The organism is uncultured Sphaerotilus sp. (assembly GCF_963924895.1).
Taxonomy (GTDB): domain Bacteria; phylum Pseudomonadota; class Gammaproteobacteria; order Burkholderiales; family Burkholderiaceae_C; genus Sphaerotilus.
In genome coordinates, this window is sequence record NZ_CAWURG010000008.1 from 35667 (window position 1) to 53232 (window position 17566).

17 protein-coding genes and 1 pseudogene are annotated in these 17566 nt (G+C 66.4%); 6 read left to right on the forward strand and 12 right to left on the reverse strand.

What is annotated here, in order from left to right; translation table 11 throughout:
* Positions 1 to 60: 60 nt before the first annotated feature.
* On the forward strand, positions 61 to 1644 hold the full coding sequence (locus tag AABN02_RS03445; RefSeq protein ID WP_338413515.1) for a hypothetical protein: 1584 nt from the start codon (positions 61 to 63) through the stop codon (positions 1642 to 1644).
* 84 nt (positions 1645 to 1728) lie between these two features.
* Here AABN02_RS03445 and AABN02_RS03450 read toward each other — a convergent pair whose 3' ends face one another.
* The 3 genes from AABN02_RS03450 to purN form a co-directional block, all read right to left on the reverse strand.
* Positions 1729 to 2952: a fatty acid desaturase gene (locus AABN02_RS03450; RefSeq protein ID WP_338413516.1), complete on the reverse strand. Its 1224-nt coding sequence runs from the start codon at positions 2950 to 2952 to the stop codon at positions 1729 to 1731.
* A gap of 224 nt (positions 2953 to 3176) precedes the next feature.
* Positions 3177 to 4439, reverse strand: coding sequence for an RsmB/NOP family class I SAM-dependent RNA methyltransferase (locus AABN02_RS03455; protein ID WP_338413517.1), 1263 nt, complete (start codon positions 4437 to 4439; stop codon positions 3177 to 3179).
* A gap of 18 nt (positions 4440 to 4457) precedes the next feature.
* Complete coding sequence (gene purN / locus AABN02_RS03460) at positions 4458 to 5096, reverse strand: phosphoribosylglycinamide formyltransferase (protein WP_338413518.1); 639 nt, start codon at positions 5094 to 5096, stop codon at positions 4458 to 4460.
* Between the two features lie 140 nt (positions 5097 to 5236).
* On the opposite strand from purN, the gene AABN02_RS03465 reads away from it, so the two are divergent.
* The 4 genes from AABN02_RS03465 to AABN02_RS03480 all read left to right on the forward strand — a co-directional run bounded on the left by AABN02_RS03465 (position 5237) and on the right by AABN02_RS03480 (position 8516).
* A complete protein-coding gene (locus AABN02_RS03465; protein ID WP_338413519.1) occupies positions 5237 to 5686 on the forward strand; it encodes a YidB family protein in 450 nt (149 codons plus the stop codon).
* A gap of 92 nt (positions 5687 to 5778) precedes the next feature.
* A complete protein-coding gene (locus AABN02_RS03470) occupies positions 5779 to 6942 on the forward strand; it encodes an FIST C-terminal domain-containing protein (RefSeq protein WP_338413520.1) in 1164 nt (387 codons plus the stop codon).
* Positions 6943 to 6944: 2 nt separating this feature from the next.
* Positions 6945 to 8045: a GGDEF domain-containing protein gene (locus AABN02_RS03475; protein ID WP_338413521.1), complete on the forward strand. Its 1101-nt coding sequence runs from the start codon at positions 6945 to 6947 to the stop codon at positions 8043 to 8045.
* Positions 8046 to 8072: 27 nt separating this feature from the next.
* Complete coding sequence (locus AABN02_RS03480; protein WP_338413522.1) at positions 8073 to 8516, forward strand: DUF3717 domain-containing protein; 444 nt, start codon at positions 8073 to 8075, stop codon at positions 8514 to 8516.
* Here the strand turns inward: AABN02_RS03480 and AABN02_RS03485 are convergent.
* The 4 genes from AABN02_RS03485 to AABN02_RS03500 form a co-directional block, all read right to left on the reverse strand.
* Positions 8446 to 9357: an ATP-binding protein gene (locus tag AABN02_RS03485; RefSeq protein ID WP_338413523.1), complete on the reverse strand. Its 912-nt coding sequence runs from the start codon at positions 9355 to 9357 to the stop codon at positions 8446 to 8448. The two genes, AABN02_RS03480 and AABN02_RS03485, sit on opposite strands and share 71 nt — an antisense overlap.
* On the reverse strand, positions 9354 to 10421 hold the full coding sequence (locus AABN02_RS03490) for a transposase (protein ID WP_338413524.1): 1068 nt from the start codon (positions 10419 to 10421) through the stop codon (positions 9354 to 9356). The genes AABN02_RS03485 and AABN02_RS03490 overlap by 4 nt, the downstream gene beginning before the upstream one ends.
* A gap of 96 nt (positions 10422 to 10517) precedes the next feature.
* Positions 10518 to 10892, reverse strand: a complete 375-nt coding sequence (locus AABN02_RS03495; RefSeq protein WP_338413525.1) for a response regulator — start codon at positions 10890 to 10892, stop codon at positions 10518 to 10520.
* A 10-nt stretch (positions 10893 to 10902) separates the two neighbouring features.
* Positions 10903 to 11511 carry an excisionase family DNA-binding protein gene (locus AABN02_RS03500; protein WP_338413526.1) on the reverse strand — a complete coding sequence of 203 codons (609 nt, stop codon included), beginning with the start codon at positions 11509 to 11511 and terminating at the stop codon, positions 10903 to 10905.
* 305 nt (positions 11512 to 11816) lie between these two features.
* Between AABN02_RS03500 and greB the strand changes: the two genes are divergently transcribed.
* On the forward strand, positions 11817 to 12383 hold the full coding sequence (gene greB / locus AABN02_RS03505; protein WP_338413527.1) for a transcription elongation factor GreB: 567 nt from the start codon (positions 11817 to 11819) through the stop codon (positions 12381 to 12383).
* On the opposite strand, the gene AABN02_RS03510 is transcribed toward greB, so the two are convergent.
* From AABN02_RS03510 to AABN02_RS03530, 5 genes and pseudogenes are all read right to left on the reverse strand, one after another.
* Positions 12384 to 14798: a bifunctional (p)ppGpp synthetase/guanosine-3',5'-bis(diphosphate) 3'-pyrophosphohydrolase gene (locus tag AABN02_RS03510; protein WP_338413528.1), complete on the reverse strand. Its 2415-nt coding sequence runs from the start codon at positions 14796 to 14798 to the stop codon at positions 12384 to 12386.
* Positions 14799 to 14874: 76 nt separating this feature from the next.
* A complete protein-coding gene (rpoZ, locus tag AABN02_RS03515; protein ID WP_179634291.1) occupies positions 14875 to 15078 on the reverse strand; it encodes a DNA-directed RNA polymerase subunit omega in 204 nt (67 codons plus the stop codon).
* Positions 15079 to 15120: 42 nt separating this feature from the next.
* The gene (gene gmk / locus AABN02_RS03520; protein ID WP_338413529.1) at positions 15121 to 15768 is read right to left on the reverse strand and encodes a guanylate kinase; all 648 of its coding nucleotides are present in this window, start codon (positions 15766 to 15768) and stop codon (positions 15121 to 15123) included.
* A gap of 69 nt (positions 15769 to 15837) precedes the next feature.
* Entirely contained in the window at positions 15838 to 17361 is a 1524-nt protein-coding gene (locus AABN02_RS03525; protein WP_338413530.1) for a phosphatase PAP2 family protein, read from the reverse strand.
* A 70-nt stretch (positions 17362 to 17431) separates the two neighbouring features.
* Positions 17432 to 17566 (reverse strand): annotated as a pseudogene (locus AABN02_RS03530) (IS1595 family transposase); the annotation flags it as partial.

Sequence of the window (17566 nt, forward strand, 5' to 3'; positions counted from 1 at the left end):
TGGACTGCACACACCCGGCCGCCTAGATTGCCCACAGGACAACGCACGCGGGGGAGCAGCATGAAGCAGCCGGGTTGGCGACAAGGCATCGGTGCCGCGGTGCTGCTCGCCGGGGTGGGGACAGCGTGCGGCCAGTCGGTGGACACCTCGATGGCACGGGCCGTGGTCGACCAGCCGCTGTCGATGTCCGTCCAGGTGCGCGGCTTCGACTGGCCCGCCAGCCGCCTGACACCGGACTGCCTGCAGGTGCAGATCCAGCAGGGCGAATCGGGCGACACGATCGCACCCGTGCGCGTGCGCACCCTCCCGAGCGGCAATGACGGACGGGTGCTGGTGCAGATCAGCAGTCCGCAACGGGTCACCGACACGGTACTCGCCGGCCGCCTGAGCCTCCTGTGCGGCGCCGACTACACCCGCGAGTTCACCGTGCTGGTCGATCCACCGGCCGCCGGCGGTGCTCAGCGGCGACGCGCACCGTCGGCAGCCACCCAGCCCAGCCTCGAGAAACACCCAGACAAGCCGCCGCTGGCACCCGCAACCCCGGCGCCCCTCCCCGCGCTGTCGACGCCACCGGCCACCGCACGCGCCCTCGACGAGGCCGAATTGCAGCGCCTGGTGAACGCCGTCGTCACCGCCATGACCCTGACGATGGCCAGCGCAGCCGCACCCCCTGCCCCCGCCCCGGAGAGTCCAGCCTCCACCTTGCCCTGGCAGGACCTGCACGAAGAGCAGCGCCAGACACGCGCCAGCCTGGCGGCGCTCGTCGCGCGGATCGAACGCAGCGAGCGCGATACCTGGCGGGATGCCGTGCTGGTCATGGCCGCGGTGATCGGACTGTCGGTGTGCATGCTGGTGTGGCGCCTCATCCGGGAGGGGATGATGCCGCGCATGGGCACCACGGAGCCCGCCACTGCGCACCGACTGCGCCGACAACGCGTCCAGTCCCGGCCGGAAACAAGCGATCCGTGCACCCCGCAGCCCCCGGCCGATGGTGCATCTGCACCGACGCCGACCGGGCCGGACCCTGGCCTTGTCGCCTGGTCTGCACCACCCGCCACGCCCCCGAATCCGAATCGCTGGCCGGATGCCGACTTCGGCCACCCGAATCTCGACACCACCAACGCCAGCGCCCAGCTGCTGGACGAACTCGAACCCCACGTCGAGGAGTCGCCGATCGGGGTCGCCGTGGTGCTGGAGCGCCGGCTGCAGGAGTTGCCCGGCAAGTGCCCCTGGATCCTGCTGCGCCTGCTGGACCTGTACCGGCAGATGGCGCAGCCCTGGAACCACGAGCGCGTCGCGGCGCAGCTGGAGGCGCTCTACAACGTCCGCATTCCGGCCATGGACCCGGCCGCAATGCCGACGGACGCGGCGCTGGAGGCCTATCCGGAGACGCTCGACAGGATCCTGCACGCCTGGCCACTCGACGATCCCGCTGCCGCGCTGTCCTGCCTGCTGCTGCGCCCGACCGCCATCGAAGTGCTCGACCAACCGGCTTTCGAAGACGTCCTGCTGCTGCACGGCATCGTGCGACAGCGCCAGTCTGCGTGGCTAACGGCCGTCGAGGGAGGAGGATCCGGCAGCACCATGGCCGCCCGGCCACCGCAAGCGGTCGGCAGCCGGCTGATGGAATTGTTGGCCGCCTGAAACGACAAGGGCCACCCGGCGTCGGGTGGCCCTTGTTCAGATACAGGCATCAAGCCGAAGCTGCGCGGCGGCAGCGCAGGCCACTCAGGCGTGGGCAGAGCGCAGCGTGCGCGCGAAGTCCTGCAGCGCGGCGATGCCACTGCTCTCGGCGCGCTGGCACCAGCCCTGCAGATCCACCACCAGCTGCTCGCCCGACACATTGGTGCGGGTCCAGAGCTGGCGCAGTTCCTCGCGCATCGTGACCAGCTGGGTCAGCGACGGGCTCTGGTCACAGGCCTTGGCGACGAGCGCCTTCACGTCGGCGGGGATCTTCTGGTCGTCGCGGTGCAGCCAGCGCTGCGCCAGCCGCATCTCGTTCCAGCGCTCGGTGTTCTGTGCACCCTGCTGCTTCAGACGGTCCAGCTCCTCCGCGCAGGCCTTGCGCAGATTGGTGGCGTACTGGGCCATGACCTCGTAGCGGTTGGCGATCAGGGCTTCGAGCGTCTGGCTGTCGGCGACGGGACGGACAGCACCGAGCTTGAGCTGCGGCGCGGTCTTGCGCACCTTGGCCAGGCCCATCATCTCCAGCGCGCGGATGTAGGCCCAGCCGATGTCGAACTCGAAGGGCTTGACCGACAACTTCGCCGAGGTCGGGAAGGTGTGGTGGTTGTTGTGCAGCTCTTCGCCGCCGATCCAGATGCCCCAAGGCGAGATGTTGGTGGACGCGTCCGCCGCCTCGAAGTTGCGGTAACCCCACCAGTGGCCGAGGCCATTGATGATGCCGGCGGCGTGGATCGGGCTCCACAGCATCTGCACGGCCCACACGGTCAGGCCGAGGGCACCGAACAGCAGCACATTCAGGACCAGCATCAGCGTCACGCCGAGCTTCGACTGGCCGGTGTACACATGCCGCTCCAGCCAGTCGTCCGGGGTGTTGTGGCCGAACTTCTTCAGCGTTTCCTGGACCTTGGCCTCGGCGCGGTACAGCTCGCTGCCGCGCAGCAGCACGGTCTTGATGCCGTGGGCGACCGGGCTGTGCGGGTCGTCCTTGGTCTCGCACTTGGCGTGGTGCTTGCGGTGGATCGCCACCCATTCCTTGGTCACCATGCCGGACGTCATCCACAGCCAGAAGCGGAAGAAGTGCGACGGGATCGGATGCAGGTCGAGCGAACGGTGGGCCTGGCTGCGGTGCAGGAAGACGGTGATGGCGACGATCGTGATGTGCGTCATCACCAGCGTGGTGACGAGCACCTGCCAGGGACTGGCGCGCAGCAGACCATGGGCCAGCCAGTCCACCAGGACCGACCAGATCGTCGAGAGTTCGGGCATCGGGTTCTTTCTAGAAGCGCAGGGGGCCTGCAGGCGAGACGGTCGCCTGCGCTACGGAATCATGTTGTGTCCGGACCACTGGCGGGGTGCAACATTCTAGACGTTCCGAAGATTTGCACGAAACAGGGATATTGCCTGATATGCACGCCCAAACTGCCCGATCGCCGACGATTGCGCCTGATCAAGGGAAGAACGCGTCAGTGGCATCTCCCCTCAGGTGCGCTTCAGGCGGCGCGGCGGCGCCAGACCGCGGCAAAGAACCCGTCCGTACCGTGCCGGTGGGGCCACAGGCGCAGGTAGTTGTTGCGGCAGAGCGACTCGGCGTCCTCGATCTTCTGACGCGCCAGCACTTCGGCCGCGTTCAGCAGCTCGAACTCGGGGTGGGCTTCACCGAAGGCCTGGGCGATGGCCTCGTTCTCGGCGTCCAGCAGGCTGCAGGTGGCGTAGACGAGCTGTCCGCCCGCCTTCACCAGCCGCGCGGCGCTGTCCAGAATGGCGCGCTGCTTGACGGTCAGCTCGGCCACGCCCTCGGGCGACTGGCGCCACTTGAGGTCCGGATTGCGGCGCAGCGTGCCCAGACCCGAACACGGTGCATCGACCAGCACGCGGTCGATCTTGCCCGACAGGCGCTTGATGCGCTCGTCGCGCTCGTGGGAGATGCCGGCCGGGTAGACGTTCGACAGCCCGCTGCGCGCCAGGCGCGGCTTGAGCGCGGCCAGGCGGTGCGCCGAGACGTCGAAGGCGTAGAGGCGGCCGGTGTTGCGCATCATCGCGCCCAGCGCCAGCGTCTTGCCGCCGGCGCCGGCGCAGAAGTCCACCACCATCTCGCCGCGCTTGGCCTCGGTGAGCAGCGCCAGCAACTGGCTGCCCTCGTCCTGCACCTCGACCTCGCCGCGCTTGAAGCACTCGGTCAGGTTGAGCGTGGGCTTGCCGCGGGCGCGCAGGCCCGTCGGCGAGTACGGCGTCGGCTCGGTCAGGATGCCTTCCTCGGCCAGCGTGGCCTGGGCGGCTTCCCGCTTGACGAGCAGCGTGTTGACGCGCAGGTCCAGCCCGGCCGACTTGGACAGGCTCTCGATCAGCGGCCAGAAGTCGTTGCCCATTTCCTTCTTCAGCGCGTCGGCCAGCCAGTCGGGCAGGTTGTGGCGCAAGTTCTCGGACTGGCTCTTCAGGCTCAGCAGCTTGGCGGTGGCGGCCCATTTCTGCTCGACCTCGGTGGTTGCCGCACGCAGATAGGCTTCGGTGCCCTGCCAGGCCAGGATGCTCAGGCGGCGCTCCAGCGAGCCGGTGCCGGACTTGGCCAGGTACTGCAGGCGCAGCCGCTCGCGCAGCACGGTGTAGACCGTCTCGGCCAGCGCGTGGCGCTCGCGCATGCCCAGCATCCGGTTGCGGCGGAAGAAGGCCGACACCACGGCGTCGGTCGGGCTGGAGAAGCGCAGGACTTCATGCAACAGCTCGTCGCACAGCGTGAAGAGGGCTTTGGGGGTCATGGGGAAGTCCTCGGAGGCTCAGAGTGTGTGGAACAGCCATTGCGGCGCGTTCAGAGTGTGGCGCACGACGCCGTCGTCGCCCAGCACCAGCCGGTCTTCGGCAAACCAGCGCACGGCGCGCGGATAGATCTGGTGCTCGCAGACCAGCACCCGCGCCATCAGCGTCTCGGCGGTGTCCTCGGCCAGCACCGGCACCACGGCCTGGAGCACGATCGGGCCGTGGTCCAGTTCGGCGGTCACGAAATGCACCGTCGCCCCGGCCACCTTGCAGCCGGTCTGCAGCGCACGTGCGTGCGTATGCAGTCCGCCGAAGGAAGGCAGCAACGACGGATGGACATTGAGCATGCGGCCGGCGTACCGGGCCACGAAGCCGGGCGTCAGGATGCGCATGAACCCGGCCAGCACGACCAGGTCCGGCTGGTGGGCGTCGATTTCCGCGGCCAGCGCGGCGTCGAAGGCGGCGCGGTCGGCGTGGGCACGGTGGTCGATCGACGCCGTGGCGATGCCGCGCTCGGCCGCCCAGGCGAGGCCCGCGGCGCCCGGCCGGTTGCTGATGACGGCCACGACGGAAGCCGGCCAGCCCTCTTCGGCACAGGCGCGGTGGATGGCTTCCATGTTGGAGCCACGGCCGGAAATCAGGATCACGATGCGTTTCATGGGTGCGGGAGTGTAGCGGCTGACCGCAGTGCATGACAGCGCAGCCAAAACCAGTCACAGTACGGCCGCCGGCGAAGGCGTAGCGTGATGGAACGCACGTGCACCGGCACTCGACTCACAGACACTTTCAGGAGAACACGATGGGATTGCTCGATTCAATGCTGGGTTCGGTCGTCAGCCAGGCACTCGGCGGCGGTCAAGGTGGTGGTGGACAAGCGGCGCTGATCCAGGCCGTCATCGGCATGCTGATGGGCGGCAACAACCAGGGCGGCGGCGCAGCCGCTGGTGGCCTGGGCGGCCTGCTGGAACAGTTCCAGCGCGGCGGACTGGGCGACGTGGCGTCGTCATGGGTCTCCACCGGCCAGAACATGCCGATCTCCGCCGACCAGCTCACCAACGTGCTGGGCTCGGACGTCATGGGCCAGCTGGCGCGCAGCGCCGGCATGGACCAGGGCGCCACCGCAGGCCAGCTCTCGCAGATCCTGCCGCAACTGATCGACGGCCTGACGCCGAACGGCCAGCTGCCGCAGCAAGGCACCGACCTGGGCAGCATGCTGCCGCAGATCCTGGGTGGCCTGCTCAAACGCTGAGCCAGTCCACCCGCCGCAGGGCCGCTCAAGCCCTGCGGCCAGCGGTCGATACACCGGTGAGCCCATCCTGGCTGCGCTGATGTATCGACTGCATGGAACTCGCAACTCACGTGTACCAGCCGGGCTCCGGCTGGGCAACACCGCCTGACGCCCGGCTCGACAGCCCGAACACGCTCGTCCTGGTGTTCGGTGCGGCCGACAGCCTCGCGACGCTGGCCGAGGACAGCCCGCTGGCCGCCCTCGCCCGGACCTTGCCGCGCAGCCTCTTCGCCAGCGCGGCCACCCACACCATTGCCCATGCACGCCAGGCCCGCGACGAGGCGCTGGTGGTCTGCATCGCCCGGTTCGACCACACGGCCCTGCGGCGGCTCCACGTCGGGCTGAGTCCGGCACTCGGCTCCGAGGCGGCCGGGCAGCAGCTGGCCCATGCGCTGCTCGACACGCCGGGATTGACGGGCGTGCTGGTGCTGGCAGACGGCATGGAAGTCAACGGGCCGGAGCTGGTGCGCGGCCTGAGCGCGGCCCTGCCCGACGACCTGCCGATCGCCGGCGGCATGGGCGCGGCCGGCACCCGCCTGGCGCGCACCTGGTCGATGCACACCGACGGACCACCCCAGGGCAGCGCCTGCGTCATCGGCCTGTATGGCCCGCGGTTGCGCATGGCGCGCAGCTGCCGCGGCGGCAGCATCGGTTTCGGCCAGCGCCGGCTGGTCACCCGGGCCCAGGGCCACACGGTCGAGGAGATCGACGGCCGCCCGGCCCTGCAGCTCTACCGCCAGTACCTCGGCCGCTACGCCAGCGGCCTGCCCGCGGCCGCCTCGCATTTCCCGCTGACGGTGTTCCGGGAAACCGGGGACCTCCAGGGCGTGATCCGCTACGTGCTCGGCATCGACAACGAACGCCAGACCATCGACGTGGCCGGCGACATTCCGACCGGCAGCCTGGTCCAGCTCTCGCGGGCCGGTCGCAGCGAGCTGCTGGAGGGCGCGTTCCACGCCGCCAGGGACCTGGGCGACGCCCTGCCCGCCGACGTCCCCGTGCTGGCGCTGGTGGTGAGCTGCGTCGGCCGCCGGCACGTCCTCGGCGAGCAGACGGAAGAGGAACTCGAGCCCGTCGCCAGCCTGCTGCAGCCGGGCTCGGCGCTGGCGGGCTTCTATTCGTTCGGCGAGATTTCAGCCGGCGTCGGCGAACGCTGCGAGATGCACAACATGACCCTCACGCTGGCCGCACTCTGGGAAGCCCCCGGGGACCAATGACCATGGACCGCCACACGCTCCCCCTGCCCCACGCCATGCTGGCCCGCCAGCTGCGGCGCCTGGGCATCGACCCCCTCGCGGGTCCTCCGAGTGCCGAGCGCTGGTCCGCCCTGCTGGCGCTGATCGGCACGACCTACGAGGAATACGAGCAGCTCGTCTACCTCGTGACCCGTGCCGAACGCATGTCCACCGACGAGCTGCAGCGCAGCCAGTCGGCGCTGGCCGAGGCCGAGCACATTGCCGGCCTCGGCAGCTGGACCTGGCGGGCCGAGGACGAGACGCTGCTCATCTCGTCGACCCTGGCCAGCCTGATGCAGTTGCCGGCCAACACCCGGGAGCTGCCGCTGGTGCTGTGGCTGGCCAGCATGGACGGCGCCGACCGGGGCGTGCTGCACGACAGCCTGCGCCGCGCGACGCGCCAGGAGGTCAGCCTGTGCGGCGAGCTGCGGCTGCAGGCCCGCGAAGGCCAGCAGCGCTGGTTGCAGTACCGCATCGTCTCGCGCCCCGATGCCGACCGGCCGGGCACCCAGCTCGTCAGCGGCACCCTGCTCGACATCACCGAGCGCATGCGGGCCGAGGAGCAGGTGCGCACCCTGGCCTTCCAGGATCCGCTGACGGGTCTGTGCAACCGCGCGCGCTTCTTCGACCTGCTCGGCTCGGCGCGCAGCCGGGTGCACGATTCCGGAGAACAGCTCGCCCTGCTCTTCCTCGATCTGGACGGCTTCAAGGAAATCAACGACCGGCACGGCCACGACGCCGGCGACCAGCTGCTGCGCCAGGTGGCCGAACGCCTGCGCTGCGCCGTGTCGCCGCACGATCCGCTGTGCCGCTTCGGCGGCGACGAGTTCCTGGTGCTGATCCGCTCGGAGGACGGCGAGTCCGCGCTCGAGGCCCTGGCCCAGCGGATCCTGACCGCGATCTCCAAGCCCTTCGACGTGGACGGACGGCGCCTGAGCGTGGGGGTCAGCATTGGCATTGCCGTCTACCCGCGCGACGCGATGAGCACGCTGGATCTGGTGCGCGCCGCCGACACGGCGATGTACCAGGCCAAGCAGCAGGGCAAGGGCCGCTTCGAGTTCCATCGCCCCTTGGCGGCGGGCTGAGGCCCGCGGCGCTATGCTCGCGCCTCCATGGCAGGCATCCACATCACCGACATCGAGGCAGCCATCAACTGGTGGCGCCAGCGACAACCCTCCCCCGACGGCGTGACGCTGTGTGCGCCGCTGCGGGCGCTCGCGGAGGTCTATGCCCTGCTGGTGTATTACCGGGAATCGCTGTGCGACGAGCACGGCCTGCCAGAAGCCGCCCGACAGGCCTGGCTGGCCTGGTACGACACGACGCCGGACGCGCCCTGCATCGCCATCTGCTCGACCACCCAGGGCGACGCGGTCTGCAAGGGCTGCGGCCGCACCTTCGACGAGGTGCAGCACTGGCCGGCGATGAGCCCCGCCGCCAAGCGCATGACCTGGCACCGCATCACCCGGGAAGGCACCGCCTGGCGCTTCAACCGCTATGCGGACCGGGTGCGCCCGGAGGTGCCGCCAGCGCCCGCCCCGCCCCGCAGGGCAACCTGATCGCGAAGCAGCTGCCGCCGCCCTCGCGGGCGAAGCAGCGCACGCTGCCGCCGTGCCGCTGGGCGATCTGGCGCACCAGTGACAACCCAAGCCCCACCCCCCCTGCCCGCTCGGCATGCCCGGGGAGGCGGAAAAACGGCTCGAACACCTGCTCGCGGTAGGCCTCCGGCACGCCTGGGCCCCGGTCGCAGACCTGCACCTCGACCTCGTCGGCGCCGATGGCATGGACTTGTGCCTCCACCTCGTCCCCGCCATAGCGCCGGGCGTTCTCCAGCAGGTTGCGCAGCGCGCGGCGCAGCAGCCGCTCTTCGGCCTGCACCAGCACCGGCTCGCCATCTGCAGCCGCCCCGACGCGCGCCGCCTCCTCGGCCAGCAGGCCCAGCAGGTCCACCGACTCGACACGCAAGGCGCCCTGGGCATCCAGCCGGCTGGCCAGCAGCACTTCCTCGACCAGCCCGTCAAGTTCGCGGATGTCGCAGTCGATCTCGTGGCGCAGGGCGCTGCGCTGGGCGGGTGGCGCGCCTTCCATCATCGCCAGCGCCATCTTCAGCCGCGCCAGCGGTGAACGCAGCTCGTGGCTGGCGTTGGCCAGCAAGGCCCGGTTGGAGCCCACCAGATCCTCGATGCGCTGCGCCGCCCGGTTGAAGCTGACCGCCACCGCCGCCACTTCGTCCTGCCCCGCCGCATCGACCCGGTGCCCGAGGTCGCCGGCACCGAACTGCTCGACCCCACGCTCCAGCGCTTCCAGGCGCCGCGTCAGCCGCCGCACCACGGGATAGGCGCCAATCTTGACGACTCCCCGCCCTGAAGGACGGGGATTCTGCAATCCATCGCTCTTCATCCTGGGGCTCCTTCTCCAAGCGCGTGTCGTCCCACGCGGGCGATGTTCCTCGCTGCGTTCACGTCGCGGTCGTGTTCCGCTCCGCACCCGCAGCAAGCCCATCGCCTCATTCGCAGACCTGCTCTACCTTTCGGACTGCTGGCAGGAATGACCCCGCAGCTCGAACATGTCTGGGTTGTCCAGGCTTCATTCACCTCTTGAAAGACGACGCCGGCCTGATGGCTCTTGTACTCCAGCATCGTCTTCATCATCGACCATCCGGCATCCAGCGTGGACTTCGCCATCCGGGTCTTCACCATCGCACTCGCCTGCACGTTACCGACGAAGATCGCCCCGCTTCTGGCCACCAAGCCCGTGCTGAACTTGTGCATCGCGTCCTTGCGCGTGTTGGCGATCTTCGCGTGGATCGCCCTGACGCGGTGCTTCTTGTGCGCTCGCTGCGCCTTCGCAAGGGCCGCCTCGTGCCGGCGATACGTGCCGGACGCGAGTTCAGTCCCGTCCGAGCACACCGCCGCCGTCTTCAGCCCCAGGTCGATCCCGATCACCTCGGTGCCCTCGGACTTCTGTGGCTCCACCTTCACGCACACGTTCAGGTACCAGCGGCCCCGCGCATCCTGGGCGAACGATCCCCCCTTCAGCTCGTACTTCGACAGCCCATAGCTGTCCCACAGGCTGAACCGGTGCCCCAGGAAGCTGACCTGCCCGGCCTTGTACTTCACCCCGCCCACCTTGAACGGCACCCAGCCCAGCGACCGCCGGGCCGACTTCGGGTTCGATACCCGCCAGTTCAGGCGAGCCTTCTTGAACTGTTTGCGGCGGGTGGCGTACTCCTCGCAGACAAGCTGCACCGTCGCGCTGCCCACCCCCACGCCCTCGCACTTCGAGTACCCCGCCGTGAGCTTCTGAAGATCGAACGCGCTCAGGAACTTGCGCCGATCCCGGATAGCCCGCGAACTCGTCTCGTTGCAGTAGTTCCATACGAAGTTCACCTCACTCGCCATCACCGACAGCACGGCAGCGTGCTTGTCCTTGATGCGCAGCTTGAGGGTCTTCACGGCTTCCATCCAAAGACTGTAATTTCATACAGATCCCGTGGCAAGCCGCTCCGGCTTGAACGCTCGACCCCGGGCTGAACCCCGGGGCTTGTCGCTTCGTCCGGGTCACACCGCATCCAGCATCGACTCGACACGCTCGATCAGGTCGATCGGGCTGAACGGCTTGACCAGATACCCATCGGCCCCGGCGATCTGGCCTGCACCGATGTCGCCCGCCTGTCCGCGGGCCGTGAGCATCACGACCAGCGTGCCGGCCAGCGCCGGGTGCTGCTTGAGGCGGTCGCACACCTGGTAGCCATCGAGGCCCCCGGGCATCACCACATCCAGCAGCACCAGCGCCGGTCGCAAGGAAACCGCCATCTCCAGCGCACTGGCACCATCGACGGCCTCGTGCACCTCGAATTCGCCGAGTTCCAGCGTCATCCGGATGAGCTTGCGCAGATCCGGCTGATCATCGACGACAAGAATGCGACGGGACATGGACAGACTTTCAGCTGAGGGGATCGACATGGGGACTGCGCCCCATGCGGGTCATTTCGGACTCGACCCAGGCCCGCACGGCGATGGCCGGTGCCGGCTGGTGCACCACGCGCACCCGCTCCGGCAAGCCGCCACGCTCGGCGATCTGGTGCGGCGTCTGGGTCGTGATCGCCAGGACGCGCAGCTGACTGTAGTCGCTCAGGCTCGACAGGGTCAGCAGCATGGCGTAGCCGTCGATGTCGGGCATCGCGAGGTCGGTGACGAGCAGATCGGGCGACTTGCGTCCGAGCTGCAGCAGGCCGGTGTAGCCATTGTTCGCACCGCGGATGGAAATCGCCGAGCCCAGCGGCTGCAGCACTTCCTGCCACAGGTGCAGCTGGTCGACGCTCGAAGCCACCAGCAGCAGGTCGAGCGGAGCCGTGCCCGCCGCGGCCATCGACAGCGAGGTCGGTGCCGCAGGGCGCAGCCCGCTGCGGTGCGCCAGCGCCTCGACCGCCGACAGGCGGATGCGGCGATGGCCGCCGGGCGTGCGGCCGGCCGGCAGGGTTCCCGCTTCGACCCAGAGCTGGACCGTGCGCAGCGACACACCCAATCGCTGGGCGGCCTCCCGGGTGGTCAACAATGGATCCATCGGATCTTGAGCAAAATGGGGACGAGACATGGCAGGGGGGGTCCTCAAAAAAACCTATCGGTCGAACCCGCCAACCACATGTTGAACGGATCCGAAGGTCTCCAGCGCTTATTTCTTCTGTGACATGCCAGGGTCATCGGCATGCCACTTCCCCTGCTGTAGGACCGGATGTTTCAAAGTGTGACGTATTTCGCTACCCAATTACGAATTACGCACATCCAGTGTGATGGTCTTGCACCACAAACCCCGCATCCGCGGGACTAAACAGTACCAATGATCCCGCAATTCTGATCATGAGCAAAGCCTTTCAGCCTGAAACGTCTTCAGACGACGACGACGAGCCCGCAAACGGTCTTCCACCGTTGCCAGCGGGTACACGAAACTACATGACCCCGCAAGGCTGGCGCAGCCTGCGCGCCGAGCTGATGCAACTGCTGGACGAGGAACGGCCCCGGGTGGTGGAGATCGTGTCCTGGGCGGCCAAGAACGGCGACCGCTCGGAGAACGGCGACTACCTCTACGGCAAGAAGCGCCTGCGCGAGATCGACCGCCGCATCCGCTACCTAACGCGGCGGCTCGACATCGCCGAGGTGGCCGACCCGTCGGCGCACCACGGCAAGGACCAGATCTTCTTCGGCGCCACGGTCACCTATGCCGACAACGAGGGCGTGGAGCACACCATCACCATCAAGGGCATCGACGAGTCCGACAGCCTGAACGGCGAGGTGAGCTGGGTGGCCCCGATCGCGCGGGCGCTGATCAAGGCCCGCGAGGGCGATGAGGTGCAGTTGATGACGCCGGGCGGCTTGCAGGTTCTGGAGGTGATCTCCGTGCACTATCCCGCACCCGAGCGCGCCTGATCAAGGCTTGACGCGGGACACGCGCACCACCGACGGGCAGCGCCGCACCACGCGCAGCACATCCGCCAGGTGCTGCCGGTCGCGCACCGCCAGCGTGAGCTTCAGCTCGGAGGTCTCGTCCGCGCGGGTCGGGTCCATGTCGATGTGCGCGATGTCGGCTTCGGCATGGCTCACGGCCTGCGCCACCTCGGCCAGCACGCCCTTGCCGTTGTGCACCAGCACGGCCACCGCGGTGCGGAAGGCCCGCGCCGGCTGCTCGGCCCACTCGACGCCCAGCCAGCGCTCGGGATCGCGCTCGAAGTGGCGCTTGCCCACCGAGCAGTCGCTGGTGTGCACCGTGAGGCCTTCGCCGCGACCCAGGTAGCCGACGATGTCGTCGCCCGGGATCGGCTGGCAGCAGGTGGCGAGCTGGATGGTGGCATTCTCGCTGCCGTCGATGACCACGGTGCCCTGGGTCGGCGCTTCCTGGTCGGTGGCGTAGCGGCCCATGCTGAGCGTCAGCGCGTCCGGCCGCCGGCCCTGCTCGACCATCTTGCGCGCCATGCGCTTGGCCACGATGACGGCGATCTTGCGGCCCAGGCCGATGTCGGTGAGCAGCTCGCGCCGGTTGCGGTTGCCACTCCAGCGCACCAGGGACTGCCACAGCGCGGTGTCCAGCTCGCTCATGCTGCTGTCATCGACGCCCGGCAGCTGCAGCCCCTCGGTGCGCAGCGCCTGGGCCAGCAGCTTGAGACCCAGGTCATACGACTCCTCGGCCTCCATGTTCTTCAGATAGTGGCGGATCTTGGAGCGCGCCTTGCCGGTGCGCACGAAGTTGAGCCAGGCCGGATTGGGGCGCGCCGACGGGGCGGTGATGATCTCCACCACATCGCCCGAGTTCAGCTCGGTGCGCAGCGCCACCGGCTCGCCATTGACCCGCGCCGCAACGCAGTGGTCGCCCACCCGCGAGTGGATCGCGTAGGCGAAGTCCACCGGCGTGGCCCCGCGCGGCAGCGCCAGGATCTTGCTCTTGGGCGTGAAGAGGTAGATCGACTCCGGGAACAGGTCGATCTTGACGTGCTCGAGGAACTCGGCCGAGTCGCGCGTCTCGCTCTGGATGTCGACCAGCGACTGCAGCCACATCGTGCCGAGGTGCTTGGTGTCGGGCGGCTCGCTGCCGCCGCCGGTCTTGTACATCCAGTGCGCGGCAATGCCGGCCTCCGCCACCGCGTGCATCGCGGCGGTGCGGATCTGGAACTCCACGGCCGTGCCGACAGGACTCACCACCGTGGTGTGCAGCGACTGGTAGCCGTTGGCCTTGGGGATGGCGATGTAGTCCTTGAAACGGCCGGGGACGGGCTTGTAGAGCTGGTGCAGCACACCCAGCGCCAGGTAACACTCCGGCAGCGTCGCCACGACGAGCCGGAAGCCGAAGATGTCGCTCACCTGCGCGAAGCTGAGGTGCTTCTCGCGCATCTTGGTGTAGATCGAGTGCACGGTCTTCTCGCGGCCATAGACCTGCGCCGGCACCTCGGCCTGCGTCAGCGAGATCTCGACCTCCTCGCGCACCCGCTCGACCATGTCACGGCGGTGGCCACGGGCCTTGTCCACGGCCCGCGACAGGGCCGCGTGGCGCCAGGGCTGCAGGAAGCTGAACGAGAGTTCCTGCAGCTCGCGGTAGCACTGGTTCAGGCCCAGCCGGTGCGCGATCGGCGCATAGATTTCCAGCGTCTCGCGGGCGATGCGGCCGCGCTTGTTCGCCGCCATCGCGCCCATCGTGCGCATGTTGTGCATGCGGTCGGCGAGCTTGATCAGGATGACGCGCACGTCGCGCGCCATCGCCAGCAGCATCTTGCGGAAGGACTCGGCCTGCGACTCCTCGCGGGTCAAGAACTGCAGCTTGTCGAGCTTGGTCAGGCCGTCGACGATCTCGGCCGTCGGCAGGCCGAAGCGCTCGACCAGTTCCGCCTTGGTCACGCCGCAGTCTTCCATCGCGTCGTGCATCAGCGCAGCCATGATGGCCTGCGCATCCAGCTTCCAGTCGGCGCACAGGCCGGCCACCGCGATGGGGTGCGTGATGTAGGGCTCGCCGCTGGCGCGGAACTGGCCGAGGTGGGCCTGGTCGGCGAAGCGGTAGGCCTCGCGCACGCGGCGGACGTCGGCTTCGTCGAGGTAGTCGAGCTTGGCCGTCAGCACGGCGAAGGAGGCGGCACTCGCGCCGTGCGCGCCCGGCACCTGCTCGATCACCGGCCGCGGAGGCTTTCCGACCTTGGTGCGGAGCTTGTTTTTGACGGCGGTGTCGGTGTCCGAATCCTCACCCGGGTCGCTGGGCTGCGTGTCCGGAAACGGTTCGGACTCGGCGGACTCGGGTTTGCTTCCTCGTCGCCAGGACGAGAAGAACATGCGACGCAGGACATCGGCTGTGCGGGACACCATGGATCGACTCTAGCGTGTCCCGCAGCGGACCGGGCACCGTGTGGCCGATGCCCGACAAGCGCGGGTCAGATGCGACTCAGGTCGGGACCTTGCGCAGCATCTCGATGCCGACCTGGCCGGCAGCGATTTCGCGCAGCGCGGTCACGCCGGGCTTGTTCTTCGTCTCGACCTTGGGGGCGTGGCCCTGGCTCAGCATGCGGGCGCGGTAGGTGGCGGCGAGCACCAGTTGGAAGCGGTTGGGGATCTTCAGCAGACAGTCTTCGACAGTGATACGAGCCATGGTGGGAGCGTGCTTCCGCAGGTGAGGAGTCGCTGAGGGGACTCAGGACAGTTGAAGGGCATCGAACACAGCCGGGCGGCTGAGACGCTGGGTCGAATATTTTAACCGCTGCGCGTGGACGATGGTTTTCAGGTCGAACAGGGCGGTCTCGAACAGGGCATTGACGACGATGTAGTCGAAGTGCCGCGCCTGCGCCACTTCGTGGCGGGCATTGACCATGCGCTGCGCGATGACCTCGGGCGTGTCCTCGCCGCGGCGGAAGAGGCGCCGCTGCAGTTCCTCCCACGAGGGCGGCAGGATGAAGATCAGCACCGCGCTCGGGAACAGCTCCTTGATCTGCAGCGCGCCCTGGAAGTCGATCTCCAGCACGACATCCTGGCCGTCGTGCAGGCGCTGCTCGATCGCGTTGCGCGAGGTGCCGTAGCGGTTGCCGTGGACCTCGGCCCACTCGAAGAAGTCGCCGCGCTCGACCATGGCGCCGAACTCGTCGGGCGAGACAAACCAGTACTCGCGGCCGTGCTCCTCCTGCCCGCGCGGCGCGCGGGTGGTGTGCGAGATCGACACCATCAGGCGGGTGTCGATCTCCAGCAGCGCCTTGACGAGGCTGGACTTGCCGGCGCCGGACGGGGCGGCGACGACGTAGAGGTTGCCGGGGTAGTCGGCGGGGGATGGGGTGGTGGCTTGGGGCACGGCGGGCTCACTGAACAGTACAGGCACCCTGTGGATGCACGGCCCCAAGTATCCATCAAAAAAATAACGTCACGGACCACCCACAGCAACAGGCGCAGGAAGTGGAATTCCTGAAGCGTTAATCACAGCATCAGTAATATTTATTTTTCCGGCAATTGCATTAGCTATTTGACATCCAAGCCATACACCACCACGCCGTCCCAATTCGGCCGGCGATTTTGGAACACCAAAAACACCCAATGGATCTTCATCACCAACCTTAGTTAGCCCATCGAACTGCCAATGAACACCAAGATAAACACGACTCACAGAATTATCAATAATCGCCGCCCAAAGGCTTTTATAGTTCAAAACTAATTTTGATCTAGGAATAACCCTCGAATTCTGATCGAAATTTCTGCCATTATACTCATCAGAGTGCGCACAAAAACTCAAACTATCAACTCCATTCTCATCAAATTTCAGCAATTTCTTTTCAGCCAAAAATAATCGAAGCAACTGAAATGCCGCAGCACCAAAAGTGGCATGCCCAGATGGATACGCCGGAAAATCAGGCGTCACAGACTCTCTGAACTTAGTCGTATCTCTTGGGTCATTGGTTATTGGCTTACCAAGCGGATTCCATCCAACCTCAGCCGGAGCAAATACACCGCCTAGCCCATGACGAATGCCATGAACGGGTCGCCACATCATGTGCTCTGGCGAATATTTATAACGCCACGCCTCAACCCCCGCATCAGCCATTGCCAAGCCAACAGCAGCAACAATCTTCAACTCATCTTGATCTGTCAATTTAGCGGGAGTTCGAGCTTCTATTTCATCGAGGATCTGCAGAACAACTTGCATGTATAGACGTGGTGGAGTACCCAATTCAGACGCACCATCGTAACCCCAAAATATACCGATCACCTCTTCTTTAGCCGTTCTACTTCTTTTTTGATTTGCCCCTTTGGTTTGCACATGCAAAAAATCTTCGGAGAAATTTTTATCAGGCTTTACATTTACTTTGTCACGCCCGGGAGGGGGAGCGAAATCATTTATCGCACCAGAAATGATTGTTTTAACATTGCCCCACAAAGATCCCGCAAATCCCTGGCCAGGTTCATTCGGATCAGCTTGATGAGTATAAGCTCCCCCAGGCGAATAAGGCGTATAATTTTTATACGTCACCGACCCTCCAAACTGACGATCATCAATACCAAGAAGATCTATTTGACCTGCAATTCTGCGCCCATAGTCTTCAGAAACAACATCAACACCAATTTCATGATATTCACCCCAAAAATCCCATGCCGCATTCAGTCCAACCGCTTGCTGAGGGTACCTAAGTTTCAACAACTGTTGGCAGGCAGCACAACCTGAAATATCTCGTGAAAATCCATCCTTCGGAAGAGGGAAATTTTTATCAACAATCAAACGCTCATTCGGATCAACATATGCATCGTGCAGGGCCGCAAGTGCCATTCCAAGAGCACGCGCAGTCAGAAATGGACCCTTTTGATCACCAGCACCAAATTTTGAGGTGTGGTCTCGTCGAACACACTCAAGTGCCATATCGATCCAGTACCGAACTTTTTCTGATGTAGCAGGCATGATTCCACTCCGTAAAAATGACCAAAATCAGAACTATTAATTCACCAACCACCAGCTAAAGCTGACCTGATTAGCAACGATCCTCAGCATTCCCCCGGACGACCCGCTGAGCCCGAGGCTTGCACCGTGAGACATCAATGATGAGCCGGGCCACCAGCCCGCGCAGGTCGAACCGACGGTTGAAGCGGTAGGCGAACGCCGCCAG